General features: G+C 61.0%; 14 protein-coding genes and 1 pseudogene. 11 read left to right on the top strand and 4 right to left on the bottom strand.

All coding sequences use genetic code 11. The features are described from left to right. Positions 1-3 precede the first annotated feature (3 nt). From panD to J4G43_RS43360, 4 genes and pseudogenes are all read left to right on the top strand, one after another. The gene (panD, locus tag J4G43_RS43375) at positions 4-357 is read left to right on the top strand and encodes an aspartate 1-decarboxylase (protein WP_028153343.1); all 354 of its coding nucleotides are present in this window, start codon (positions 4-6) and stop codon (positions 355-357) included. A gap of 76 nt (positions 358-433) precedes the next feature. Beyond that, positions 434-1587 (top strand): annotated as a pseudogene (locus J4G43_RS43370) (8-amino-7-oxononanoate synthase). Continuing rightward, positions 1584-2219: a dethiobiotin synthase gene (gene bioD, locus J4G43_RS43365; RefSeq protein ID WP_011084893.1), complete on the top strand. Its 636-nt coding sequence runs from the start codon at positions 1584-1586 to the stop codon at positions 2217-2219. The pseudogene J4G43_RS43370 and the gene bioD overlap by 4 nt, the downstream one beginning before the upstream one ends. Then, positions 2216-3439 carry an adenosylmethionine--8-amino-7-oxononanoate transaminase gene (locus J4G43_RS43360; protein ID WP_208088589.1) on the top strand — a complete coding sequence of 408 codons (1224 nt, stop codon included), beginning with the start codon at positions 2216-2218 and terminating at the stop codon, positions 3437-3439. The genes bioD and J4G43_RS43360 overlap by 4 nt, the downstream gene beginning before the upstream one ends. A 10-nt stretch (positions 3440-3449) precedes the next feature. Here the strand turns inward: J4G43_RS43360 and J4G43_RS43355 are convergent, their stop codons facing one another. Beyond that, positions 3450-4718 (bottom strand): IS256 family transposase, encoded by a 1269-nt coding sequence (locus J4G43_RS43355; RefSeq protein WP_038952271.1) that lies wholly within the window; start codon positions 4716-4718, stop codon positions 3450-3452. Between the two features lie 1417 nt (positions 4719-6135). On the opposite strand from J4G43_RS43355, the gene panB reads away from it, so the two are divergent. From panB to J4G43_RS43340, 3 genes are read left to right on the top strand one after another with little or no spacing between them, the layout of a single operon-like run. Then, positions 6136-7014 carry a 3-methyl-2-oxobutanoate hydroxymethyltransferase gene (gene panB, locus J4G43_RS43350; protein WP_026312929.1) on the top strand — a complete coding sequence of 293 codons (879 nt, stop codon included), beginning with the start codon at positions 6136-6138 and terminating at the stop codon, positions 7012-7014. A gap of 3 nt (positions 7015-7017) precedes the next feature. Next, a complete protein-coding gene (gene panC / locus J4G43_RS43345) occupies positions 7018-7869 on the top strand; it encodes a pantoate--beta-alanine ligase (protein ID WP_208088588.1) in 852 nt (283 codons plus the stop codon). 12 nt (positions 7870-7881) lie between these two features. Then, positions 7882-8241, top strand: a complete 360-nt coding sequence (locus tag J4G43_RS43340; RefSeq protein ID WP_208088587.1) for a hypothetical protein — start codon at positions 7882-7884, stop codon at positions 8239-8241. 334 nt (positions 8242-8575) lie between these two features. Here J4G43_RS43340 and J4G43_RS43335 read toward each other — a convergent pair. Beyond that, positions 8576-9336 (bottom strand): IS5 family transposase gene (locus J4G43_RS43335; RefSeq protein WP_110115998.1). Its coding sequence is split into 2 segments (ribosomal slippage): positions 8576-8997 and positions 8997-9336, totalling 762 coding nucleotides; the frame shifts between segments, so codons are not numbered across the junction. Between the two features lie 409 nt (positions 9337-9745). Here J4G43_RS43335 and J4G43_RS43330 point away from each other — a divergent pair. Then, on the top strand, positions 9746-9946 hold the full coding sequence (locus tag J4G43_RS43330) for a hypothetical protein (protein ID WP_014497761.1): 201 nt from the start codon (positions 9746-9748) through the stop codon (positions 9944-9946). 345 nt (positions 9947-10291) lie between these two features. Here J4G43_RS43330 and J4G43_RS43325 read toward each other — a convergent pair whose 3' ends face one another. Then, on the bottom strand, positions 10292-10495 hold the full coding sequence (locus tag J4G43_RS43325; protein ID WP_014497760.1) for a hypothetical protein: 204 nt from the start codon (positions 10493-10495) through the stop codon (positions 10292-10294). Positions 10496-10891: 396 nt separating this feature from the next. Between J4G43_RS43325 and J4G43_RS43320 the strand changes: the two genes are divergently transcribed. Together J4G43_RS43320 and J4G43_RS43315 are read left to right on the top strand one after the other, a co-directional pair. Next, positions 10892-11170, top strand: a complete 279-nt coding sequence (locus J4G43_RS43320) for a hypothetical protein (RefSeq protein ID WP_208088586.1) — start codon at positions 10892-10894, stop codon at positions 11168-11170. 732 nt (positions 11171-11902) lie between these two features. Then, positions 11903-12289 (top strand): ectoine synthase, encoded by a 387-nt coding sequence (locus J4G43_RS43315; RefSeq protein ID WP_028154427.1) that lies wholly within the window; start codon positions 11903-11905, stop codon positions 12287-12289. Between the two features lie 124 nt (positions 12290-12413). On the opposite strand, the gene J4G43_RS43310 is transcribed toward J4G43_RS43315, so the two are convergent. After that, positions 12414-12962: a hypothetical protein gene (locus tag J4G43_RS43310; protein ID WP_208088585.1), complete on the bottom strand. Its 549-nt coding sequence runs from the start codon at positions 12960-12962 to the stop codon at positions 12414-12416. A 216-nt stretch (positions 12963-13178) separates the two neighbouring features. Here J4G43_RS43310 and J4G43_RS43305 point away from each other — a divergent pair, with 216 nt between their 5' ends. Next, positions 13179-25940 carry a non-ribosomal peptide synthetase gene (locus tag J4G43_RS43305; protein ID WP_208088584.1) on the top strand — a complete coding sequence of 4254 codons (12762 nt, stop codon included), beginning with the start codon at positions 13179-13181 and terminating at the stop codon, positions 25938-25940. Positions 25941-26029: the final 89 nt, after the last annotated feature.

The following is a 26029-nucleotide window of genomic DNA, read 5'->3' as shown; positions in this document are numbered from 1 at the left end:
GAAATGCAGATAACTTTGATGAAGGGCAAAATCCATCGCGCCTCAGTGACCGAAGCTGATCTGCACTATGAAGGCTCGATCTCGATAGATCGTACGCTCCTGGAGGCAGCAGGAATGGTGATCAACGAGCGCGTCGAAATCTACAATGTAGAAACAGGGACGCGCTTTGCCACCTACGTGATCGAGGCGCCGCCGATGTCTGGTACGATAAGCCTGAACGGTGCGGCTGCCCGACTGGTGATGCCCGGAGACAAGATCATTATCGTTGCATATGCCTCATTCGATGAGGCCGAAGCAAAGAAGTTCAAGCCACGCGTTGTGCGTGTGGACCGAGATAATCGCATCCTGGCAAGTTGAACCTAACGGGCCATCCTTCCTTCTTAAACGGCCAACGCATCTTTTGCGTGATTTGATGCGATCCTCGGAGTGATGAATGCGGTCGATCCAGACAGCTAGACTTAGTCCCTACGTCGCAGCGTTGAATGCCTTGAACGAAGATAAACGGCTGCGCTGCCTCAAGCCGCGCGTGGGGATCGATTTCGCATCGAACGACTATCTGGCGCTCGGGAACGCCTCGCGCATCAAAAAGGCGATGGTCGCCGCGCTCGAGGCGGGCACTCCGGTTGGAGCCGGCGGGTCGCGGCTTCTGCGCGGCAATTGCGAGGAGCATGAACGGCTCGAAACAGAAGCGGCTCAGTTCTTTGGCGCGGAGGCAGCGCTTTTCTTTGGAGGCGGCTACATCGCAAATTTTGCCCTCCTGACAACGCTCCCGCAGCGCGGCGATCTGCTCGTTCTCGATTCGCTCGTGCACGCCAGTATTCACGAGGGGGCGCGGGCCGGTCGCGCAGAGTGTCGAATTCACGCGCACAATGATCCCCAGTCAGTCGAAGACGCAATTCGCGCCTGGCGAAACAAAGGTGGAGCGGGCCGCGTGTGGATTGTGGCCGAAAGTCTCTACAGTATGGATGGCGACTTCGCTCCACTCGAAGAGCTAGTGGCAATCGCCGATCGCCAAGACGCGTTTCTGATCGTGGACGAGGCACATGCCACAGGCGCTTACGGGCATCAAGGACGAGGGCTCACGGCCCCTTATGACAAGCGCGAAAATCTCATCGTCGTTCATACCTGCGGCAAAGCGCTCGGTGCGGCGGGTGCACTTGTTACGGCCTCCGGCATCTTGCGCGATTTCATGGTCAACCGCTGCCGTCCGTTTATTTTTGCCACCGCCCCATCACCATTGATGGCCGTTGCCGTCGAGAGGCACTCCTCACCCTGCAGAAAGAGCCGGAGCCGCAGCAACGGCTGGCCAAACTCGTTGCGTTCGCGCATCGGCAGATCACCTCGCTTGGTTTGCGCACACCATCGACCTCTCAGATCGTGCCCTACATCGTAGGTGACAATGCTCATGCAATGCGACTTGCCTCTGCTCTGCAGGCGCGCGGCTTCGATATCCGCGGAATTCGGCCGCCAACCGTCCCTGCAGGCACCGCCCGCTTGCGAATTTCGTTGACACTCAATGTTGGCGAAGCGGACGTGCGCGCGATGCTCGATGCGCTGGTTGAGGTGACGAGGGGCTCGTTTCGATGAATAAACGGATCGTCGTGACTGGTACGGACACCGGGGTCGGCAAAACGGTATTCTCCGCAGGGCTCGCCGGGCTTCTCGGCGCGAATTACTGGAAGCCGGTCCAGGCTGGACTCGAACAAGAGATCGACTCCGAGTGCATCCGCCGCCTCGGTGGCCTCTCGTCCGATCGGATTGTCCCGGAGCTCTATCGACTTCGGACGCCCGCGTCGCCCCATCACTCAGCGGAGATCGACGGCGTTCGCATAGATACAGAGACGCTTGGACTGCCGGACAGCGGCGAGCGGCGACTCGTGATCGAAGGCGCCGGCGGACTCATGGTGCCGCTGACAGCGCGCACGCTTTACATCGACATCTTCGAGCGCTGGCAGCTTCCCGTCGTGCTTTGCGCAAGGACGGGACTGGGCACAATCAATCACTCCCTGCTCTCCATAGAGGCTCTGCGGAAGCGTCAGATTCGAATCCTTGGGATTGCGTTCATTGGCGAAAGAAACGCCGAAACTGAAAGCGCGGTTTGCGAGATCGGGAGAGTGCGTTGGTTGGGACGGCTCCCGTGGCTTGTTCCCCTCACAAACGATAGGCTGCAGGCCGCTTTCAAAGACTCCTTTGTTAGCAGCGATTTCCTGAACCTATGAAGACAGCTAAGAGGTCGCCGATCTGGCATCCGTTCACGCAGCATGCTCTACAGCGGGACATGACGAAGGTGGTCCGGGGAGAAGGGGCCTATCTCTACACCGAAGATGGCCGACGCCTTATCGATGCAATCTCCTCCTGGTGGGTCGTGACCCACGGCCATTGCCATCCATGCATCGTGAACGCGATCCGAGAACAGGCAGGCAAGCTCAACCAGGTCATCTTCGCCGGATACACTCACGACCCGGCTGAGCAGGTTGCGACGGAACTATTGAAGGTCACCTCCCCAGCGCTCGAACATGTGTTCTTCTCCGATAGCGGGTCCACCAGCGTCGAAGTCGCGCTGAAAATGGCGCTCGGCTACTGGCGCAATACCGGAAGAGAGCGAACCAAAATTGTGGTGATGCAGCACTCGTACCATGGCGACACGATCGGGGCGATGTCGGTAGGTAGCCGAGGCATCTTCAATGCGGCCTACGGGGCGCTGATGTTCGAGGTGACCTCGATTCCGTTCCCGGCAAGAGATTGTGAGCAAAGAGCTCTCGATGCGCTTGAAAACGCGTGTCGAAACGAACATCCCGCAGCCTTTATCGTGGAGCCCCTGATATTGGGTGCCGGTGGAATGCTGATGTATTCGCCCTCGGTGCTAAGAGAGATGAAGCGGATTTGCGAAGCCTTTGACGTCCTGTTCATTGCGGACGAGGTCATGACAGGCTGGGGCCGGACGGGTACCTTGTTTGCGTGTGAGCAGGCCGATGTCACGCCCGATATTGCTTGCTATTCGAAAGGCCTCACGGCTGGGGCGCTGCCGCTCGCCGTCACACTGTGTCGTGCCGATATTTTCGATGCGCATTATTCTGAAGATCGCACGCGTACGTTTTTTCATTCGAGCTCATATACGGCCAATCCAGTGGCCTGTGCCGCCGCCAAGGCTAATCTGGACCTATGGCAGGATCAGGAGTATCGCTGGCGGCTGGCATCCTTGGCGAGGATGCAAGAACAGGCACTCGCGCCGTTCCGCCTCGATTCACGGTTCGCAAACGTGCGGCGCACAGGAACAGTCACAGCGGTTGAACTCAACACGCGCGATGCCGGCTATCTGGCGGACATCGGTCCGAGGCTTTTGGCTTTCTTCCAAGCGCGGGATCTGCTGTTACGCCCACTCGGTAACACGATCTACGTGATGCCGCCTTACTGCGGAGCTATGGCTGATTTTGGGTGACGCGGCCTGATCAGGCGGCGTGGCTTTCAGTGTTCGGAATGACTTCGATTCCGTCGATGAACTTTACACCGGCGATGACTTTCGGCAACTGGTTCGTGCTCTTCAATCGCCGCCAGGTCTTCGATGCGGCGTCGATGAGCTTGAACACCATCAGCTTCGCAGTTTGTTGCGACAGCGATCCCTTGGTCCGCACCGTTCGGTGGCGCACCGTGGCGAAGACGCTCTCGATCGGGTTCGAGCTGCGTAGGTGGATCCAGTGCTCAGCAGGGAAGTCGAAGAAGGCGAGCAGCGCATGGCGATCCTTGATCAGGCACTCCACCGCACGTCCGTATTTGACGTGGTATTTCTCGACGAAGACGTCGATCGCGGTTTCAGCTTCGGCCCGGTGTGGGGCCAGATAGATGTTCCGCAGGTCGTTCTTCATGGGGCCCTGCACGGATTTGGCGACCTTGTCGAGTACGTTGCTCACTTTATGGCACCAGCATCGTTGGTGCCGCGTGCCGGGAAAGGCCTCGTCCAGTGCCTTCCAGAAGCCGAGGGCGCCGTCGCCGATGGCGAGTTGCGGGGCAATCCGTAACCCGCGTTGCCGCAGGTCGATCAGGAGTTCGCGCCAGCTCTGCGCGCTCTCGCGCACGCCGACCTGGAAGCCGATCAGCTCCTTCTTGCCTTCCGGCGTGGTGCCAATCAGCACCAGCATGCATTCGCTGTGATCTTCCATGCGGGCCTGCAGGTACACGCCATCGGCCCAGATGTAGACATAGCGACGCGCCGACAGATCGCGTCTCTGCCAGCGTTCGTACTCGACCTGCCAATCGGCCTTCAGGCCGGCGATCACCGAAGGCGACAGGTTCGGCGCATCCTTGCCGAGCAGCGCCGAGAGCGCCTCCTGGAAGTCGCCGGTCGAGATGCCGCGCAAATAGAGGACCGGGATCAAGGCATCCAGGCTCTTCGTCCGCCGCGCCCATAGCGGCAGGATTGCCGAACTGAAGCGGAGGCGGTCGCCTGGCCCGCTCGCTCCGCGGTCGCGGACCTTGGGACGAGCGACCTCCACCGGACCGATGCCGGTCGCAATCTCGCGCACCGGACCGTGCCCATGTCGGACCAGGCGCGCTCGACCGTCGGGCAGCGTCAGATTGGCCGTGCTGGCCAGAAACGCGCCAACCTCGATCTCGATCGCCCTGGCAAGCAGGTCCCGCGCGCCGGCACGAACGATATCGGTCAGTGGATCATCAACCGCGGACGGCTGACGGAAAGCAAGAACATTGGTAGTCTCGGTCATGGCGTATCGCTCTCCTCGAGAGGTTCTGGCAGGCTCGTCACCCGCCTCGATACGCCGCCTTCCTCACACCGTCATCACCCAGATTCCGCCATAGCTCCTTACTGCGTTACGGCGGCCGATCTTGATGAAATCTATACTGCCATCCGCGACGCTGCTGACTTGCTGATGTGAGATGCACGAGACTGTGCGATCGTCTGCAGTGACAGGATCTTGGAAGGGAAAGTGCCCGTATTGCTGCTTTTGATAGTGCAACGAGGATGCAGCCCCCAACTTAAGCGCTCCCGATCCAACTGCCGCAGTAATTCTGCGGGCTAGTCATGCAAGGCGCAGCATTTGACCGAAATGTCGAGCGAATTGCGTAAATCACGATAGAGAAATCAATTATCTTGACCAAATTCTCGGCGAGGCTATCTGCGGAAAGTACTGCTTCGCGAGGCAGCCGCACATCAGAGTCAAGGCTCTTGATGGCTGCAACAACCAGGAAGACGGACCGCCGGGCGGGCCGCACCTTCGGTGCGCGCGTGGTGCTGTGGTCAGAGGGCAGCGGGGCTTCCCAGGTAAATGTCTGACAGGAGGCGAGAATGCACATTGGCTTCCGTAATTTCCTCGACCATTCAGCCACTTGCTGCGCGATATGCGGCGGAAAGTTTGGGCTGATCCGCCATTACTGCTGGCGAACGGCTCTTTGCTCGAAGAGATGCGTCAACCGCTTCAAGGCGCGGCGGGAGGCCGATCAGAAATGGCTTCGTTGGCTTCGAGCGGCTTAGGAATGGACTGAGTTGTGCCGGTACGGCCCTGGTCAGAGAATTCGAGTGGCCCTCTAGAGCACGTGGAAATCAAGTGACAGAAACATCGGCAAAAATAATCGACTTCACGGCCTACAGGGCCAGCAGGCTGGCGCGGTCTGAGCGCGTTCGCGACGACATCTACTCGACCGCGACTCTCGCTGCGCTTACGGCGGCCTGTCACCTTTGGACGTTCCTGGCCTGCCATCCGTTTGCTTTGCTCGGTGCGCAGGCGCCGAAGCAGGAGTCTCACGAGTCCCCCTAGCGGGCAGACACGGAGATGTGCCCTAAAGACGAAGTCCCCACTGCGCGCATCTGCGCTCGGTCCGGTCGCCGTCACCGTTTGGAGAGACTGCAATCAGCCCAGAAACGCGTGCAGATGGTGACTCGTCGCGAGCGCCGCTCCTCGATTGAGGGCGCGGCTGGCATAGCCGCTGAAACTGCACGTGAAGACGAGCCATCGGGTGGTGAAATGGATGAGGAAGGTCTTGTCTCATGGTTGCGCGACCATTGGACTGTTTTTGCGCTGTTCCCCAGTTCTAGACAACTGGGATCTCCATCCTCCATGCCATTGACAGGTTTCTCCCGCGTTCTCTAGGAAGCGCCGACGGTGTGTGCGGAGCGGATTCAATATGAGCCACAGTTCAGAGCAGCCTCTAGAGCGTGTCACGATTCCGGCACTGCAGCAGTGGAAGGATAAAGGACGGCGTGTCGTGATGACCACCGCCTACGATGCGGTTGCGGCGCGCATCGCGGATCCCATTGTCGATATCATCCTGGTCGGCGATAGCGTTGGAAACGTCTGCCTGGGATTCGACAACACGCTGCCCGTCAGCGTGGCCATGATGAATCATCACCTGGAGGCTGTTGCGCGCACGAGGCCTCATGCCTTGCTTGTGGCCGACATGCCCTTTCTCAGCTTTCATGTCGGTTCTGAGGATACGATTCGCAATGCAGGAGGTTTTTTACAGCGTGGCGCCGATGCTGTGAAACTCGAGGGTGGTGCCAAACGCATCGAGATGGTACGCGCCTTGGTCGATTGCGACATTCCTGTGATGGGACATCTCGGTCTGACCCCGCAGAGCGTCAACGTCATGGGTGGATTCAAAGTGCAGGGAAGGACAACAGATACCGCCTTGCGGTTGCTCGATGACGCGCACCGTCTGCAGGAAGCCGGTTGCTTCGCGCTTGTCCTGGAGGGCATTCCTGCCGAGCTCGCGGCGCGAGCGACCGAATCTCTCACGATACCCACCATCGGGATCGGAGCAGGACCCGATTGCTCGGGCCAAGTGCTCGTGTTTCATGATGTCTTGGGGCTAACCGAAGGCCATCGCCCCAAATTCGTTCGTGCCTATACAAATGGATTCCAGTTGTTCCAGGAGGCGCTGTCGCGCTGGGCTGCCGATATCCGCAAAGGGGCGTTCCCGGGCTCAGAGGAGTGCTATCGGCTTCCTGATCAGCTTCGGCATGCCGTCGCCAACTGGGTGCCCTCCAGTTCAACCTCAAGGTAAGAAATGAAAGTAATTACGAAGGTGGCTGAGCTGCGTCGCGCCCTTGCAGACGTTCGCAATGCCGAAAAGCGCATCGGATTCGTTCCGACGATGGGATACTTGCACGACGGCCACCTGGCCTTGATCTCGGCCAGCCGGGAACACTGCGACGTCACTGTCGTTAGCATCTTCGTCAACCCCACTCAGTTCGGCCCAAATGAGGATCTCAGCAGGTACCCCCGCGACTTCGCGCGCGATGAAGCGTTATGCGGCAGTGCCGGGGTCTCCATCATCTTCGCGCCAAGTGCAGAGGAGATCTATCCGGCTCAATTTGAGAGCTTTGTCGAGCCGGGCGAACTCGCAAAGCCGCTCTGCGGAGCTTTCAGGCCTGGACATTTTCGTGGTGTAGCGACCGTCGTCTGCAAGCTATTCAACATGGTGCAGCCGGACGTCGCGTACTTTGGACAGAAGGATTTTCAGCAATGCGCGGTAATACGCCGCATGACGGTTGATCTGAAGCTTCCGATCGAGATTGTCACTGTGCCAACCGTGCGGGAGCCAGATGGGCTGGCAATGAGCAGTCGCAACCGTTATCTCTGCCCGGAAGAACGTGATCGGAGCTTGGCGATCAGCCGTGGTTTGTTCGCCGCAGCGCATGAGTTTGCCTCAGGGGAACGCGACGCCGCAACGCTGATTGCGCTTGCAAGAAGGCATTTGGAAAGGGTCGATCGACTACAGTACCTTGAGCTTGTCGACCCTGGGACTCTAAGGATTGCTGACAGCCCTCTGCGCTATCCGGCGGTGCTCTGTGTCGCAGCGTACGTCGGCTCCACGCGGTTGATCGACAATGTAGTCCTGTCCTGGTCGCCATCGTAGCGAGATCCGCAAGTGATTGCGCTCAGGAGCAGTCGAACCGGATGGGCTGGCCCTGAAATCCTCAACATCCTGGAAGAACTCTCGAAGACGATCCGGAACTGCCCTTTGCGTGCTGAACAACTCCCCCACGCTCGAGCTCATGATGTCGGTTGGAGATTGGCTCTGCCGCTGACGGGGTGGAGCGAGGCGGGGCCGCTCCACGCTGCCGAGATCATCGGCCTGCAAGCGGGCATCGCCAAAGGAGATTCGCTCAAAATCGTGTGCTGCCAATACGTGCGATTATGGATCAACAACCACGCGCCCATGACCATGAAATTACTTCACGATGGCGCAGACGACCTCGTCAAGCTGCAAAAAGCCGAAGCTCCCTAAGAGCGGCCAGGGGCGAGTCAAGGGGGCAGTGAAGCGCGGGCGCCGGATCCTGGCCCGATTTCGTCGCCAGACGTCGGGCGGGCGCTGGTTTTTGACGCAAAGATATGCTTCACCGCAAGAATTGGTCGCGATGTCCCTCTACAGTGTAGGATGCCAGGCGCTCGGGTTTGGAGCCGATAGGTGCCGTCTTGTGAAACGACATCGGAGCAGTGGCAAGCTATTTCTACCAACTCCATCGGGGCAGGTATGCCGAAGCGCAGCAGGCGCGATAAACGGCAAATCCTCTGGCCGCAATTGAACCTGATGAGGCTCGGCAACGAGCTAGGGTCCAGACTCAATTGAGCCAATATGCGACGAGAGCGGCGAGATGAACAGCGGCCAAAAAATTACGGGCGAGCTTGTCATATCGCGTGGCGATGCGCCGGAAGTCCTTGAGCCTGCAAAAGCAGCGTTCGATGACATTTCGTCCTTTGTAGGCGCGTTTGTTGAAGCGATGGATGACGACACGGTTAGATTTATTGGGGATTACGGGCTTGGCGCCACGACGAATGATTTCGCCGCGAAGCTTGTCGCCATCATACCCTTTGTCGGCGAGGAGCACGCTCATGGGTGGCGCGAGCGCCAGGACATCGGGAGCCGCAGCGATATCGGCATCCTGGCCTGGAGTCAGATGCAGGACGACCGGCCGGCAGAGCGGATCGCTCAGCGCATGGATTTTTGTCGTGCGGCCTCCGCGCGAGCGGCCGATTGCTTGATTGTGCTCCCCCCTTTTCCGCCGGAGGCACACCGGTGAGCTTTAATCGAGGTCGAGTCGAGCGACAGTACGACGCCGTCTTCGCCAGGCTTGGCCAGCGCTTCGAAGATTGCGCACCATCGTCCTCGCTTGGCCCAGCGATTGAAGCGATTGTAGATCGTCGTGTAAGGGCCGTATTCACGTGGACAATCACGCCATCGTGCACCCGATTGCAGCATGTGAATGATGCCGCTGACGATGCGTCGGTCGTCGTCCCGATCCGGCCCCGTCAGTCCCCTCGGCAGATGCGGTTCGATACGCGCCCATTGCCTGTCGTTCAGCCAAAACAAACCAGCGCGCATTCTCTCGCCCCCGAATCAACACGTAGGCAAGAGAATCACGTGGCGCTATTTAGGTACAGACCCTAGCACCGTGCGAGCATTGGCCTGCGGCAGCCGCCCAGTCAGTCCGGCGCGCAATAGATGGCCGAGCATGCTGTACATCATCGCAGAGCATGATCGCAGGGAGCTCACATTGGCCTCTGAGCTCTAGCAAGCTTGTCTGCTAGGCCCAGACGGCCGACGAGAAGACAAACGCAGGCCGATCAAGCGAGCTGCCGCAATGGATCAGCGATCGCAGAGGTGCTGGACATTGCACCGCGCTGGAAATCGGCCGACCGGCAGTCGCGGAGGCTCATGCGATCCGATGTACTTGAGTTGCGGTCCAGCAAATGCCCATTATCTTCCCCGATGGTATGAGGGAGATCTCTCAATGCTGGACGTTGGCACGATCACGCTTCTGCGCACGATCCTGGATGAGGTTTGCGTGAGCGTCCCACCGTATGACGCCGGCGTCCGCGCCTACGTTGCCTCCAGAATCCTGGAGGCCGCCACCAGAGGTGAGACGCGCCCCGATCTGCTTAAACAGATCGGTCAGGAAGCTCTTTCCAGAGCACCAACGATGTGGCGATAGATCTAGGACATGGCTTGTCATTGAGGTGAATTTCCAAGTCACAGTGCTGAAGATCCAGCTCGCAGAGTGTATCGTGGTCGCAAATCGATGGTGGCCTAACGTCACCCAAGACGCGGCGTTATCTGATGTGAATCGGTTGGCGCGCTGCTCGGTGCCCGGCCGATCCTTGAAACGAGAGAGCAGCTCGCACAGCAGACACCGCATCCAAGCCTTGGCGCACGCACCCTTGCGCGCCACGATGCCGGTGAGGCGACGCTCCAATAACCTTCGTCCGGAAACGGGGGCGAAGTCAGTGTTCGGCGCCGGAGCGCCGTCAACTCACGCGAGCCGGTGCGCCGTTGCTGTTTACTCCTGTGTGAGCGCCGCAAGTGCCCTTTCGATCACTGTGATGTCTTGACTGACCTGAGCGATCGCTGGCTTCGGATCAATGCCGGTAACGCAGTTCAACTGCTGCAGCAACTCCCGCCGATGCGCCAGAAGGTTTTCCAGCGCGCTGCGGTTGTTTAGTTTCACATAGCCGTCGACAATCAGTCCAATCGAAAGAGACATCGAAACTCTCAAACAAAGCTGTTCTCAACGAAGATGCGTATAGCACATCGGCAAACGATGTTCAGCTCCTCGGAAGAGAATACTGACGGGCGAGCTTGTTAGCGACAAGCGTCCGGCGCCGGGAGCGTGACCGACTATTCCTTGCGCCTTCCAAGCGCCCAGCTCTGTTTGAGCGACTAGCCGAGCAGAAAGACGGCGTATGGTGAGCCAAGAACGCTGCGGGTCGTGGCGATGGAAATGCTACGCTAGCGGAAGGAGTGTTGTCACGAACTGCCATTGTCCTTATCTGCCCGCCGAACGGCTTCCGAGATGCGATGGCGGGTGGCGCGTTGATCGACGACATGCTCGCCTGAATATCTCTTCGTAGAGATTGCGACGACCTCAGGAGCGTCCAGGATGCTCGATGAATATTTGGCCCGCATTCGTGCTCACCGCAAAAACATCCACCGCTATCGTCGCCTGCTGAAGTCGAACCTGTCGGATGTCGAACGTCAGTTCATCGAAAAACGCCTCACCGAAGAGCAGACCGCGCTGGAGTTCCTTTCAGCCGAGACCTTCCCGCTCGCGTTTAGCCGCCGGAAGGGGCGGACATGCCGGCAAACTAGTCGCGGAGCCGCGAACGACGCGCGCGTTCCGGGCGGCCTGATCCGAGGCGCGGTGGGACCCCACGGCTGACCCTCCCAGCTGCGCATCCTCAAAAACCGCTCTGTACCGCGGGCTGTACCTAATTTGCGGGTTCTGATCGCGGCGGGCTTTGTCGAGTCCGATCGCCAAACACTTTCGAGCAGCATCACTGACTTCAATCCGGGACCTCTTCACCAGCGGATTAAAAAGCACCACTGTTCGACCGGTTCTCGCTCAGGACTTGTTTGTACTCGGCCATATCTCGGCAGTTTGTTAGATTGGCTACACGCCTAGCCAAATCGTTCTCACTAGCCAGCTGAGACAGCCACAACTTCATCGTTCATCGGTCTGCGACCACGGCATGAGATTTGCTCTGCTGGCTGAAACGCTGCGGAACCGTATTCGCGGCGAGAGGCACAGCAAGGAAGGAAACGACTTGCCAAATCTGCGAGTGGAGACAGTTTATGTCGGCGGCAGTATCTCCAGCAGCATTCTGGTGAATACACAGGCAAGCGGCGGTACCGCCCGAGACGTGGTACATCAAGTTGGTACGCGCCGATCGGCTGCGAAATACCCTCGTACCGATATTTTTACTAGTCGCCGTCGGGCAAATGGCAGGCCTTTTGCGTGTAGCCGATCCCGTAGGACTACTGCCCAGGTTCTCCGCGGCCGACGGTCGGTTGTTTCGACGGAGACCGCAGTCGGCCGCGCGACAGGGAAGGCGCCGTTCCGGAGCAGAACAACGGCCTCCAGCTTTTGGATCAATCAGAATCGGGCAACACCATGATTGTGCGTAGTCTGCACGACATTGAAGCAACCGATCACTTCGTCGATTGGGGCAATGGTACGAGCCACCGCCTTCTGACGGATAAGGACGGCATGGGTTTTAGCATCTGCCACACCATCGTGCGCGCTAACACCGTTTCTCTTCTGCAATACCGGAATCATCTCGAAGCCTGCTTCTGCATCGGTGGAGAGGGCGAGGTCGAGGACATGGACGGCAATGTCTTTCCTATTCGCCGGGGCGACATGTATGTGCTTGACAAGCATGACAAGCATCTCCTGCGCGGGGGACCGGACAAGGACATGATCCTCGTTAGCATCTTCAACCCGCCCCTCACCGGAACCGAGCGCCACAAGCTGGACGACCCGGCAGGCTCCACATATTGAGCGATGCGAAGAAACGCCAATCCAATATGAACTGCCGCTAATTGCGAGAAACATTTACTCGAGCGATCCAGCACTGGCTCGTACCGCACGCGCGGACTTTTTACGAAATGCCCACGCGATGCGGTTAGGTTGAGCTGACAAATTTACTTTGGCATTCCAGGTCCCTTTTTTTCTTGTCCGGAATACCCGGCGGGCGGGGTCTTGTGCGATTGATAGCGCGCTCAGTTGTACGATGTCTGGCGACGCTGTTGGACAGCTGACACAGCACCGCTGTGGCTATCGCATTGATTGCACTCGATTTCACCTTTGGCACGATACATGCGTAATCGTCTAAAGGGCGCCATAGAGGAGAAGTCGTTCGATGAGAACGCTTACCAGAAACGCTGACGCGCTTGAGTAGCAGCTGCGATACCGCCGCCACCATATTTGGTGGTGCGGAACGTTGGCGGAAGATTGAGTGATCCGCTTTGGCGAAGGGTTTCGTCACATCAATGCAGGCCAGCCAAAGCCCGAAAACAGATCCGAACCGATGTGAGCGATTTGCGTGAATCAAGGAAGACGCCTTCCGATCTTGAGCGATGATCAGGTGCAGAGCATATCTGCCGCGGATGAACTGCGGGCGCGTGGGGAGGAGTTTTGGCGACGGCGGCTCGAGCAGTTTAGCAGATTGCATCCTCCTTTCGTGTCATCGTCCGTGGCTGCGGCGCCGTCCCGATGGCAGTCGAGTTCATGGTTTAGCCCAAGCGGTTTGGCTATTTCCCCACAAGATCGCTCGGAATATTTGGTAGCAGCTTGGCTGATCTATCTCGCTCGGATCACGGGGCAACAAGAGTTTCAACTGGGATGGAAGCCTGCATGGGACCGATTGCAAACCGGCTCCAAACTCGTGATGGCCTCCGTCGTGCCGATGGATGTTCGCATTGAGCTTGCTCATGATTTTGAAGAAGTACGCAAAACCGTAGCGGCCGAAGTCGCTCAGCTGAGGGCGCACGCTAGCTTTGCCCGAGATCTTATAGCGCGCTGCCCGACATTGCGAGGAGTGGTGGCGCTACGGGCGCGCCAGCCTTGGCCGATTGGCATTGCAATCACGACAGAGAGCTGTCACGCCGCTGATGCTCTGACGACGAACCACAAAGCTGGGCATGCCTTGTGCGGCGATTTGCTGACCTTTGAGGTTTGCGCTCTGGATGGGAGCTTCCGCTGGCATTTTGATGCCGCTCGATTAGCACCGAAGCAGATCGACCGCATGACGCAGCATTTGCAAACTTTGTTACGCGGCGTGATGGCCGATGCTGGGCAGCCTGTCGGCCGAATAGACATTCTGGCCGCCGACGAACGCACGTATCTACTTGAGGATTTGAATCGGACGGCGGCGCCTTATCCGTTTGAGCTATGTATCCATGAGCTGTTCGAGGCGCAGGTGCAAAAGGCACCGGAAGCGGTGGCGGTGGTCTATGAGAAGGAGAGACTGAGCTATGGCGAGCTCAATGCGCGGGCCAACCGGCTGACGCATCATTTGATCGAGCTCGGGGTCAAGCCGGACCAGCCGGTGGCGATCTGCCTCGAACGCAGCCTGGCGATGGTAGTTGGTCTCTTGGCGATCCTGAAAGCGGGCGGCGCGTATCTGCCGCTAGATCCGGCTTATCCGTCGGCGCGGCTGCGGCAGATTGTTGGCGATGCAGAACCGAAACTGCTGCTTTGCGATGTCGCCGGTCGAACCGCATTGGGCGCCGAAGCCGTGGCCGATGTGACGGTGGTCGATCTGGAGACGGCGACCCCGACTTGGGGCGAGCGGCCGCCTTCGAACCCGGACCCGGGCGCGCTTGGCCTTTCATCGCGCCATCTCGCCTATGTCATCTATACCTCCGGCTCAACCGGAATCCCCAAGGGCGTGGAAATGTCCCATGGCGCGCTTGTGAATTCGCTTGCGGGGATTGGCACGTCAAAACTGCGCACACTTCAATTCGCGACCCTGAACTTCGATGTGTCCTGTCAGGAATTGTTCATCTGTTGGAAGGACGGCGGAGTGCTTGTGCTCGTGCGGGAAGAGACCCGGAGGCACTTCTCCGACCTGCTGGAATTTATAGAGCGGGAGGCGATAGAGCGGCTTTTCCTCCCGTTCGTGGCATTGAATCATTTTGCGGAAGTCTGGAGCGCGCAGCGCGTGCAGCTGCCCTCTTTAAGAGAGCTTTATACAGCCGGCGAGCGATTGCAGGCCACTCCACTGCTTAGGACGTTCTTCGAAGCACATCCGAACGCGAGATTGATCAATCAATATGGGTCCACGGAAATCAGCGTCATTTCCGAGCACCACCTTGCAGCTGATCCGTCATGTTGGCCCCAGATGCCTCACGTCGGGCGTCCAATCGTCAACACGCGGGTGTACCTGCTGGATGGCCATGGCGCGCCCGTGCCGTTCGGTGCGGTCGGCGAGCTTTACATTGGCGGGGCGGGGGTGGCACGGGGCTACCTGAACCGCCCTGAGCTGACCGCGGAGCGGTTCATCGCCAGTCCCTTTGTCGAGGGCGATCGGCTGTACCGGACCGGCGACCTTGCCCGTTATCTGCCGGACGGCAATCTTGAGTTCCTGGGCCGTAACGACGATCAGGTGAAGATTCGCGGCTACCGCATCGAGCCGGGTGAGATCGTCGCGCGGCTCTGCGAGCACGCCTGGGTGCGCGAGGCGGTGGTGCTGGCGCGCGAGAACGACGCCGGTGACAAGCATCTGATCGCCTATGTGGTCTGCGCGCCCGAAGCCGGCTCGGATGAGGGCGGTGGAGGCGGGCTTGCGGGCGCCTTGCGCGCGCACTTAAGTGCGCGACTGCCGGACTACATGGTGCCGAGTGCGTTCGTGCGGCTGGCCGCGCTTCCGCTGACGGTGAACGGCAAGCTCGATCGGAACGCGCTGCCGGCGCCGGCCGATCAGGCCTATGCGCTGGCGGCCTACCAGTCGCCGCAAGGTGCGGTCGAGACGGCGCTGGCGCAGATCTGGGCCGAGCTCCTTGGTGTCGAGCGCATCGGGCGCAACGACCACTTCTTCGAACTGGGCGGCCACTCGCTCTTGGCCGTGCAGATGTCGAGCCGGCTGTCACAGGCTGTCGGGGTCGAACTGCCACTGTCGACGCTGTTCGCAAGGCCAGTGTTGAGTGACCTGGCGGCAAGCATCGTCGAGCTGTTGAGCTGCTCGGGTCCGCAAGAGCTGCCGTCGATTGCAGCCGTGTCGCGGCATGAGCCGCTTGTGCTGTCGTTTGCGCAGCAGCGGCTATGGTTTTTGGCTCAGCTGAACGAAGGCAGCACCAACTATCACATTCCGCTGGCCTTGCGATTGCGCGGGATGCTCGACCGCAGCGCCTGGCAGCGCAGCCTTAACCGTCTGTTTGCACGTCATGAGGCGCTGCGCAGTGTGTTTGTCGCGACCCAGGGCAAGCCCCGGGTTGAGGTTTTGCCGCCGGACGCGGGTCTGCCAATAGTTGAGCATGATCTGCGGGAGAGATCGGATGCGGAATCGGCATTTTTGGATCTGTGCCATGAAGAGGGGCGCACGCCATTCGATCTTGCGCGCGGTCCGCTGATCCGCGGTCGGCTGATCCGCACCGCCGACGAGGAACACGTCTTCCTGCTGACCCAGCATCACATCGTCTCGGACGGTTGGTCGATGGGCGTGCTGCTGCGTGAACTTAGCCAGCTCTACCGGGCATTCCAGGCCGGGCAGGACGATCCTCTGCCGCCGCTTGCGATCCAATATCCGGATTACGCCGCCTGGCAACGCCAATGGCTGTCGGGGGAACGGTTGCAGCAGCAGGCGCAGTATTGGCGCAGCGCGCTGGCGGGCACAGCCCGTCTTGTCTTGCCGACGGACCATGCGCGGCCTGCCCAGCAGTCGTTTGCCGCGGCCGCGGTCCCGATCACCGTCGATGCGGATTTGACGCGGGAGCTGAAGCGGCTGAGCCTGCAGCATGGCTCGACGTTGTTCATGACGGTGCTGGCGGCCTGGGCGGCGGTGCTGTCGCGTCTGTCCGGGCAGGACGATCTTGTGATTGGCGTGCCGAGCGCCAATCGGGGGCACCGCGAGATCGAAGAGCTGATCGGCTTCTTCGTCAACACTCTGGCGCTTCGGCTGGACCTGTCGGGCAAGCCGCGCGTGTCGGAGCTTCTGGAGCGGACGCGGCGCACGGTGCTGGCTGCGCAGGAGCATCAGGACCTGCCGTTCGAGCAGGTGGTGGAGATCGTGCAGCCGCCCCGGGCTCTTGATCACACACCGTTGTTCCAGGTGATGCTGGCCTGGGAGAACAATGCGGTTGGGCCATTGGACCTGCCGGGGCTGAGTGTCGAAGCTGCCGGGGAGGAGATTGATCAGGCCAAGTTCGATCTGGAGCTGAGCCTTGGCGAGCATGGCGAGGAGATCGCCGGAACGCTGGGTTATGCCACGGCGCTGTTTGATCAGGCGACGATCGAGCGGCAGCGTGGTTATCTGCTGGCGCTGCTGCGGGCGATGGCAGCCGATGCGCAGCAAGAGGTCCACCGGATTGAGCTGCTCTCGACTGCCGAGCGCACGTATCTGCTGGAGGAGCTGAACCGGACGGCGGCGCCGTATCCTGCGGAGCGGTGCATCCACGAGCTGTTTGAAGTGCAGGTGCACAAGGCGCCGGATGCGGTGGCGGTGGTCTGCGAAGATGAGCGGCTGAGCTACGCCGAGCTCAATGCGCGGGCCAATCGCCTGGCGCATCACCTGATCGCCCTTGGGATCAAGCCGGGGGATCGCGTTGCCACAGTGCTGGACCGCTCCGTCGCTCTTGTGGTGGCGCAGCTGGCGATTCTGAAGGCCGGGGGCGTTTATGTACCGATCGATCGCGCCCTCCCGTCGGCGCGACAAAAAGGGCTGATGGCCGATTGTGCTGCACGCTTGGTGCTTTCTGGGGATGATCTGGTTGAGGCGACGATACCTGTTCTGGCTATTGAGCCGCTCATAGCTGGAACGGGATGCAGTTCCGATCCTGGGCTGGCGTTGAGCGCTGAAACTGCCGCTTACGTCATGTACACCTCCGGCTCAACTGGCCTTCCCAAAGGAGTTGTTGTTCCTCATCGTGCCGTCAACCGGCTCGTGATCAACAGTGGGTATGTGAAGATCGATGCAGGAGATCGGGTGGCATGGGCTGGCAATCCCGCCTTCGACGCAAGCACATTCGAAGTATGGGCACCGCTGCTTAACGGTGGTTGCATTCTTGCCATGCATGCCGCCACCGTCAGGGATACTCTTAGCTTTGCCCGGGCGCTTGAACAGCACCGGGTGACGTCACTGTTTCTAACAACAGCACTATTCAACCAATGTACATCAACGATTGCTCCGACGTTGGCGCAACTGAAGCACCTCCTCTGTGGGGGTGAGCGCGGTGATCTTGCCTCGTTTCTGAGACTGTTGAAGGAAAAGGGCCCCGTACGTCTCATTAACTGCTACGGGCCGACCGAGACGACGACCTTCGCGACGATCTGGCCTTGCCCGGCTGATTTCAATGGGGCGGTGGTCCCGATCGGGCGCCCAATTGCCAACACGCGGGTGTACTTGCTGGATGGCCATGGCGCGCCCGTGCCGTTCGGTGCGGTCGGCGAGCTTTACATTGGCGGGGCGGGGGTGGCACGGGGCTACCTGAACCGCCCTGAGCTGACCGCGGAGCGGTTCATCGCCAGTCCCTTTGTCGAGGGCGATCGGCTGTACCGGACCGGCGACCTTGCCCGTTATCTGCCGGACGGCAATCTTGAGTTCCTGGGCCGTAACGACGATCAGGTGAAGATTCGCGGCTACCGCATCGAGCCGGGTGAGATCGTCGCGCGGCTCTGCGAGCACGCCTGGGTGCGCGAGGCGGTGGTGCTGGCGCGCGAGAACGACGCCGGTGACAAGCATCTGATCGCCTATGTGGTCTGCGCGCCCGAAGCCGGCTCGGATGAGGGCGGTGGAGGCGGGCTTGCGGGCGCCTTGCGCGCGCACTTAAGTGCGCGACTGCCGGACTACATGGTGCCGAGTGCGTTCGTGCGGCTGGCCGCGCTTCCGCTGACGGTGAACGGCAAGCTCGATCGGAACGCGCTGCCGGCGCCGGCCGATCAGGCCTATGCGCTGGCGGCCTACCAGTCGCCGCAAGGTGCGGTCGAGACGGCGCTGGCGCAGATCTGGGCCGAGCTCCTTGGTGTCGAGCGCATCGGGCGCAACGACCACTTCTTCGAACTGGGCGGCCACTCGCTCTTGGCCGTGCAGATGTCGAGCCGGCTGTCACAGGCTGTCGGGGTCGAACTGCCACTGTCGACGCTGTTCGCAAGGCCAGTGTTGAGTGACCTGGCGGCAAGCATCGTCGAGCTGTTGAGCTGCTCGGGTCCGCAAGAGCTGCCGTCGATTGCAGCCGTGTCGCGGCATGAGCCGCTTGTGCTGTCGTTTGCGCAGCAGCGGCTATGGTTTTTGGCTCAGCTGAACGAAGGCAGCACCAACTATCACATTCCGCTGGCCTTGCGATTGCGCGGGATGCTCGACCGCAGCGCCTGGCAGCGCAGCCTTAACCGTCTGTTTGCACGTCATGAGGCGCTGCGCAGTGTGTTTGTCGCGACCCAGGGCAAGCCCCGGGTTGAGGTTTTGCCGCCGGACGCGGGTCTGCCAATAGTTGAGCATGATCTGCGGGAGAGATCGGATGCGGAATCGGCATTTTTGGATCTGTGCCATGAAGAGGGGCGCACGCCATTCGATCTTGCGCGCGGTCCGCTGATCCGCGGTCGGCTGATCCGCACCGCCGACGAGGAACACGTCTTCCTGCTGACCCAGCATCACATCGTCTCGGACGGTTGGTCGATGGGCGTGCTGCTGCGTGAACTTAGCCAGCTCTACCGGGCATTCCAGGCCGGGCAGGACGATCCTCTGCCGCCGCTTGCGATCCAATATCCGGATTACGCCGCCTGGCAACGCCAATGGCTGTCGGGGGAACGGTTGCAGCAGCAGGCGCAGTATTGGCGCAGCGCGCTGGCGGGCACAGCCCGTCTTGTCTTGCCGACGGACCATGCGCGGCCTGCCCAGCAGTCGTTTGCCGCGGCCGCGGTCCCGATCACCGTCGATGCGGATTTGACGCGGGAGCTGAAGCGGCTGAGCCTGCAGCATGGCTCGACGTTGTTCATGACGGTGCTGGCGGCCTGGGCGGCGGTGCTGTCGCGTCTGTCCGGGCAGGACGATCTTGTGATTGGCGTGCCGAGCGCCAATCGGGGGCACCGCGAGATCGAAGAGCTGATCGGCTTCTTCGTCAACACTCTGGCGCTTCGGCTGGACCTGTCGGGCAAGCCGCGCGTGTCGGAGCTTCTGGAGCGGACGCGGCGCACGGTGCTGGCTGCGCAGGAGCATCAGGACCTGCCGTTCGAGCAGGTGGTGGAGATCGTGCAGCCGCCCCGGGCTCTTGATCACACACCGTTGTTCCAGGTGATGCTGGCCTGGGAGAACAATGCGGTTGGGCCATTGGACCTGCCGGGGCTGAGTGTCGAAGCTGCCGGGGAGGAGATTGATCAGGCCAAGTTCGATCTGGAGCTGAGCCTTGGCGAGCATGGCGAGGAGATCGCCGGAACGCTGGGTTATGCCACGGCGCTGTTTGATCAGGCGACGATCGAGCGGCAGCGTGGTTATCTGCTGGCGCTGCTGCGGGCGATGGCAGCCGATGCGCAGCAAGAGGTCCACCGGATTGAGCTGCTCTCGACTGCCGAGCGCACGTATCTGCTGGAGGAGCTGAACCGGACGGCGGCGCCGTATCCTGCGGAGCGGTGCATCCACGAGCTGTTTGAAGTGCAGGTGCACAAGGCGCCGGATGCGGTGGCGGTGGTCTGCGAAGATGAGCAACTGAGCTATGCCGAGCTCAATGTGCGGGCCAACCGCCTGGCGCATCACTTGATCGCCCTCGGGGTCAGGCCGGACCAGCCGGTTGCGATCTGCGTCGAGCGCAGTCCGATGATGGTGGTGGGGCTTTTGGCGATCCTCAAGGCCGGCGGGTCGTATATGCCGCTGGATCCGGCCTATCCGTCGGCGCGGCTGCATCAGGTGCTCGACGATGCGGCGCCGCCGCTGCTGCTGGCCGATGTGGCCGGCCGTGCCGCCTTCGGCGCGGATGTGCCGGCCAAGGTGAGCGTGGTGGAGCTCGATGCTGCGGCGCCGGCCTGGGCCAGCCTGCCGGAAGCGGATCCTGATCGGCGCGCGCTCAGCCTGACCTCCCGCAATCTCGCCTATGTGATCTACACCTCGGGATCCACCGGCAGGCCAAAAGGGGCACAGAATGAGCATCGGGCTATCGTTAATCGCCTGATCTGGATGCAGGACGTCTATGGTCTGAAACCAACAGACGTCGTGTTGCAGAAGACGCCATTTAGCTTCGATGTCTCGGCCTGGGAGTTCTTTTGGACTTTGCTTGAAGGGGCAACGCTGGTACTGGCGCCGCCCGGTGCGCACAGAGATCCCGATACGTTGGTCGACTTGATCGTCAGCCAGCGCATCACGACGGTTCACTTCGTGCCATCCATGCTGGTCAGCTTTTTGGATGCGAAGAGTGTTGACCGCTGCACATCGCTGCGGCAGGTTTTATGCAGCGGCGAGGCGCTCCCTGCCGCCAGTGTGTATAGGGTTCGGCGCGTATTGCCCTGGACGGCCCTGCACAATCTTTACGGTCCGACTGAAGCCGCGATCGACGTGACATCCTGGAGCTGCCCGGCTGAGTTTGATGAGGCCATCGTCCCGATTGGCCGCCCTATTGCCAACACGCGGGTCTACTTGCTGGATGGTCATGGCGCGCCTGTGCCGTTCGGTGCGGTGGGCGAGCTCTGCATTGGCGGGGCGGGGGTGGCGCGGGGCTACCTGAACCGCCCTGAGCTGACCGCGGAGCGGTTCATCCCCAGTCCCTTTGTCGAGGGCGACCGGCTGTACCGGACCGGCGACCTGGCGCGCTACCTGCCGGACGGCAATCTGGAGTTTTTAGGGCGCAACGACGACCAGGTAAAGATTCGCGGCTTCCGCATCGAACCGGGCGAGATTGCGGCGCGGCTTTGCGAGCATGCCTCCGTGCGCGAGGCGGTGGTGGTGGCGCGCGAGGATGGTGGCGGCGAGCAGCGGCTCGTTGCGTATGTCGTTGCCGCCGGAGCTGAGGAATCTGATCTTGCCGGCGGTTTGCGGGCGCATGTGAGTGCGGGGCTGCCGGACTACATGGTCCCGAGTGCGTTCGTGCGGCTGGCGGCGCTTCCGCTGACGCTGAACGGCAAGCTCGATCGAAAAGCGCTACCGGCCCCGGGCGACGAGGCATATGCGCGGCGGACCTACGCGCCGCCTCAGGGCGAGATGGAGACGGTGCTGGCGCAGATCTGGGCCGAGCTGCTGGGGCTGGAGCGGGTCGGACGGCACGACAACTTCTTCGAACTGGGAGGGCACTCGCTCTTGGCGGTGCAGATGATGGAGCATCTGCGGCGGCGGTCACTGCGCATCGAGGTGCGCACCTTGTTCGTCAAGCCAGTGCTCGCGGATCTGGCCGCACGCCTGGGCCGCCATCACGAGGTGGCAGTCCCGGCCAACCTGATCACCGAGCGGAGCGTGGCGATAACGCCGGAGATGTTGCCGCTGATCGAGCTCGCGCAGGACGAGATCGACCGGATCATCGCCACGGTACCCGGCGGGGTTTGCAACATCCAGGACATTTACGGTCTGTCGCCGCTGCAGGACGGCATCCTGTTCCATCATTTGCTAGCGGCAAAGGGCGATCCATACCTCCTGGTGTCGCAGATGGCGTTTGCCGAGCGTGGGCTGCTCGCGCGCTATCTTGCCGCGATCCAGCGGGTGGTAGATCGGCATGACATCCTGCGTACCTCGTTTGTCTGGGAGGGGTTGTCGCGGCCGGTCCAGGTGGTGTGGCGGAAGGCGCGACTGGAGGTGATCGAGGTCCAGCTGGATGGCGCTGATGGCGCTGGCGCTGAGCAGCTCAGGAACCGGTTTGATCCGCGCCGGCACCGCATCGAGCTCGGCCGGGCGCCACTGCTGCGGTTTGTGATTGCGCGCGAGCCCGGCAGCGCGCGCTGGCTGTTGCTGGAGCTGCAGCATCATCTGATCGGGGATCACGCAACCCGGGACGTGATGCATGCTGAAGTCCGGGCCAAGCTGGAGGGGCGCGAGCATGAGCTGACGGCGCCGCAGCCATTCCGCAATCTGGTGGCGCAGGCGCATCTACGCGGTGACGCCAAGGCGGATGAAGCGTTCTTCCGGGAGCTGCTGGCCGGCATCGACGAGCCGACCACGCCCTTCAACTTGAGCGAGGTGCGCGGCGACGGCGGCGGGGTTCGTGAGGCGTATCGGATGCTGCCGCCAGCGCTCCATGCGCGGCTGGCGGAACAGGCGCGGCGGCTGGGCGTGAGTCTGGCGAGCCTGTGCCATCTGGCGTGGGGGCAGGTGGTGGCGCGCAGCAGCGGCCGCGAGCAGGTGGTGTTCGGCACGGTGCTGCTGGGCCGCCTGCAGGGCAGCGCCGGCGCCGACCGCGCCATGGGACTGTTCATCAACACCCTGCCGCTGCGGCTTGATCTTGATGGGACCGCCGTCGAGGCGAGCGTGCGGACCACGCACGCCCGGCTGGCCGAGCTGCTGACACATGAGCATGCCTCGCTGGCGCTGGCGCAGCGCTGCAGCGCTATTGCGGCGTCGGCGCCGCTGTTCAGCACGCTGTTGAACTATCGTCACAACAAGGCGCCGGCTGTGCCCGGCTCCGGGACGGATGATGTCTTGTCGGGTATGGAATGGCTGGGCGGGGAGGAACGCACTAACTATCCGCTGACCCTGTCGGTTGAGGATTTTGGCGAGGCGCTGGGCCTCACTGTGCAGGTGGCGGAGCCAATCTCGGCGGATCGGATCTGCGGCTACATGCAGCGGTCGCTCGAGCAGCTGGCAGAGGCGCTGGAGCATGCCCCGGATACGCCGGTACGCGAGCTCGACATCTTGCCGGCTGAGGAGCGCACCTATCTGCTGGAGGATCTGAACCGGACGGAAGAGGCCTATCCAACAGAGCAGTGCGTCCATGAGCTGTTCGAGGCGCAGGTGCAAAAGGCGCCGGAGGCGGTGGCGCTGGTCTGCGAAAACGAGCGGCTGAGCTATGGCGAGCTCAACGCGCGGGCCAACCGGCTGGCGCATCTTCTGATCGAGCTTGGGGTCAAGCCGGACCAGCCGGTGGCAATCTGCCTCGAACGCAGCCTGATGATGATGGTTGGCATCTTGGCGATCCTGAAGGCGGGCGGTGCCTATCTGCCGCTGGACCCAGCCTATCCCAGCGAGCGGCTGCGTCAGGTTGTCAACGATGCCGCGCCGCGGCTGCTGCTATGCGACGTCGTCGGTCGCGCAGCACTCGGCCCCGAAGTGCTGACCGAGGTGACGGTCATTGATCTGGAGACGGCCACGCCCGCCTGGGCCGAACGGCCGGCTTCGAACCCAGACCGGCACACGCTTGGCCTCACATCCGGCCATCTCGCTTATGTGATCTACACCTCAGGCTCAAGCGGAACCCCAAAGGGGGTCATGGTCCAGCATCGGGGGTTGGTCAATCTGCTGTCGGCTCAGGTCGGCCTCTTTGGCGCTTCTTCCAACAGCCGAGTCGTGCAGTTCGCCTCCATCGCTTTTGATGCAAGCGCTTGGGAGCTTCTTATGGCGTTTGGCTCCGGAGCGGCTTTGCACTTGCCTGCGGAAGAGATCCGTCAAGCGAGGAACAAGCTATCGGATTATCTCCGAAGCGAAGCCATCACCCACGCGACACTACCCCCAGCGTTGCTTCAGACGAGCAAGGATCCGGAACGTTTGGCTGCGCAAGTTCTCATTCTTGCCGGAGAGCTGCCTAAGCCTGAACTCATCCGAAGTCTGGCCCCAGCATCAATGGTCAATGCTTATGGCCCGACCGAGGCAACAGTCTGCGCGACGATCTGGACTTGCCCGGCTGATTTCAATGGGTCGGTGGTCCCGATCGGGCGCCCAATTGCCAACACGCGGGTGTACCTGCTGGATGGCCATGGCGCGCCCGTGCCGTTCGGTGCGGTGGGCGAGCTTTACATTGGCGGGGCGGGGGTGGCGCGGGGCTACCTCAACCGCCCTGAGCTGACCGCCGAGCGGTTCATCGCCAGTCCCTTTGTCGAGGGCGATCGGCTGTACCGGACCGGCGACCTTGCCCGTTATCTGCCGGACGGCAATCTTGAGTTCCTGGGCCGCAACGACGATCAGGTGAAGATTCGCGGCTACCGCATCGAGCCGGGTGAGATCGTCGCGCGGCTTTGCGAGCACGCCTGGGTGCGCGAGGCGGTGGTGCTGGCGCGCCAGAACGGCGGCGGCCACAAGCATCTGATCGCCTATGTGGTCTGCGCGCCCGAGGCCGGCTCGGATGAGGGCGGTGGAGGCGCGCTTGCGGGCGCCTTGCGCGCGCACTTAAGTGCGCGACTGCCGGACTACATGGTGCCGAGTGCGTTCGTGCGGCTGGCCGCGCTTCCGCTGACGGTGAACGGCAAGCTCGATCGGAACGCACTGCCGGCGCCGTCCGATCAGGCCTATGCGCTGGCGGCCTACCAGTTACCGCAAGGTGAGGTCGAGACGGCGCTGGCGCAGATCTGGGCCGAGCTCCTTGGTGTCGAGCGCATCGGGCGCAACGACCACTTCTTCGAACTGGGCGGCTACTCGCTCTTGGCCGTGCAGATGCTCGGTCGAGCATCAAATCTTGGGTTGAGTTTTAGCGCCACCGACCTCTTCCGCGCACCTGTTCTGAAGGAACTCGCATCGCAGATTTGTTTGCAAGTGCAGCCCAGTAACTCGGCGGTGATTTCCGTTCGACCGAACGGATCGCAACCACCGCTCTTCTTTGTCCCGTCAGGCTTTGGAGATTGTTCGTATGTCCTCGGTTTGGCGGCGGAAATGGATGCAGACTGCTCAGTCTACGCTCTGCCATGGCCACCTTTCGATGACGTTCGTCCACCGACTTTTGAGGCGATGGCCGCGGAGGTGATTGTTGCGATTAAACAGATCCAGCCACGTGGCCCATACCGCTTTGCTGGATACTCATCAGGTGCAATCCTGGCTTATGCAATTGCCGAGCGATTACTGAGTAGTGATGAAGTTGTGTCGTTCATGGCCTTCATCGATGTCAGTCTACCTGGGGCTTCTTCGAACGCATCACTGAAGAATTTGGCGCGAGAGTTTGTTTTGGATCGTTGTGGAACCTTGCGCGATGAATATCGCGAGGTTTTAGAACGCGACACGGAACAATGTTCCATCTCTGAGTTGCTCGAAAAGGCGCAGCAAACAGGAGCGTTAGCTCCAGATCACGATCTTCACAGTGACGTCTCGATGTATCAAAGGGCCGCGGCATTTCAACGGGCGCTACAATCGTATCGCATTCCGTCGCTCCCAATTGAAATATACCAGTTTTATGCCAGTGAGCCTCTTAATCGTTGGGTACCGCCTGACAAGCAATCTGGTCGCGATGCAAACCTGCCAAAGCTTGGCTGGGACCTTGTCGTCGATGCGGGGGCCATTCATGCGGTACCTGTTCCAGGCAACCACGCGACAATGGTGAGCAACCCAGAAAACCGCCAAGTTCTCGCTCATGCTATTTCAACGGCCCTAATCGGCACTCTTGAATAGGCTCAAAGAATTTCTCCGAAGGCTCAGGTTCGAAGTTTCGTTTCTAGACTAGCCCCAAATATCCATCCCACAAGACAGACCGGGAGTAG

Source organism: Bradyrhizobium barranii subsp. barranii (genome assembly GCF_017565645.3).
Classification (GTDB): domain Bacteria; phylum Pseudomonadota; class Alphaproteobacteria; order Rhizobiales; family Xanthobacteraceae; genus Bradyrhizobium; species Bradyrhizobium barranii.
Note: the sequence above shows the minus strand (reverse complement) of the source record. Positions and strands in the feature narration are given on the sequence as shown.

What these genes read in the sequence shown, in the direction of transcription:
- J4G43_RS43360 (WP_208088589.1), top strand. Translation starts at nt 2,216, where the DNA reads ATGAAGACAGCTAAGAGGTCGCCGATCTGGCATCCGTTCACGCAGCAT.
- bioD (WP_011084893.1), top strand. Translation starts at nt 1,584, where the DNA reads ATGAATAAACGGATCGTCGTGACTGGTACGGACACCGGGGTCGGCAAA.
- J4G43_RS43320 (WP_208088586.1), top strand. Translation starts at nt 10,892, where the DNA reads ATGCTCGATGAATATTTGGCCCGCATTCGTGCTCACCGCAAAAACATC.
- J4G43_RS43310 (WP_208088585.1), bottom strand. Translation starts at nt 12,962, where the DNA reads ATGCAATCTGCTAAACTGCTCGAGCCGCCGTCGCCAAAACTCCTCCCC.
- panD (WP_028153343.1), top strand. Translation starts at nt 4, where the DNA reads ATGCAGATAACTTTGATGAAGGGCAAAATCCATCGCGCCTCAGTGACC.
- panC (WP_208088588.1), top strand. Translation starts at nt 7,018, where the DNA reads ATGAAAGTAATTACGAAGGTGGCTGAGCTGCGTCGCGCCCTTGCAGAC.
- panB (WP_026312929.1), top strand. Translation starts at nt 6,136, where the DNA reads ATGAGCCACAGTTCAGAGCAGCCTCTAGAGCGTGTCACGATTCCGGCA.
- J4G43_RS43315 (WP_028154427.1), top strand. Translation starts at nt 11,903, where the DNA reads ATGATTGTGCGTAGTCTGCACGACATTGAAGCAACCGATCACTTCGTC.
- J4G43_RS43325 (WP_014497760.1), bottom strand. Translation starts at nt 10,495, where the DNA reads ATGTCTCTTTCGATTGGACTGATTGTCGACGGCTATGTGAAACTAAAC.
- J4G43_RS43355 (WP_038952271.1), bottom strand. Translation starts at nt 4,718, where the DNA reads ATGACCGAGACTACCAATGTTCTTGCTTTCCGTCAGCCGTCCGCGGTT.
- J4G43_RS43305 (WP_208088584.1), top strand. Translation starts at nt 13,179, where the DNA reads ATGGCCTCCGTCGTGCCGATGGATGTTCGCATTGAGCTTGCTCATGAT.
- J4G43_RS43330 (WP_014497761.1), top strand. Translation starts at nt 9,746, where the DNA reads ATGCTGGACGTTGGCACGATCACGCTTCTGCGCACGATCCTGGATGAG.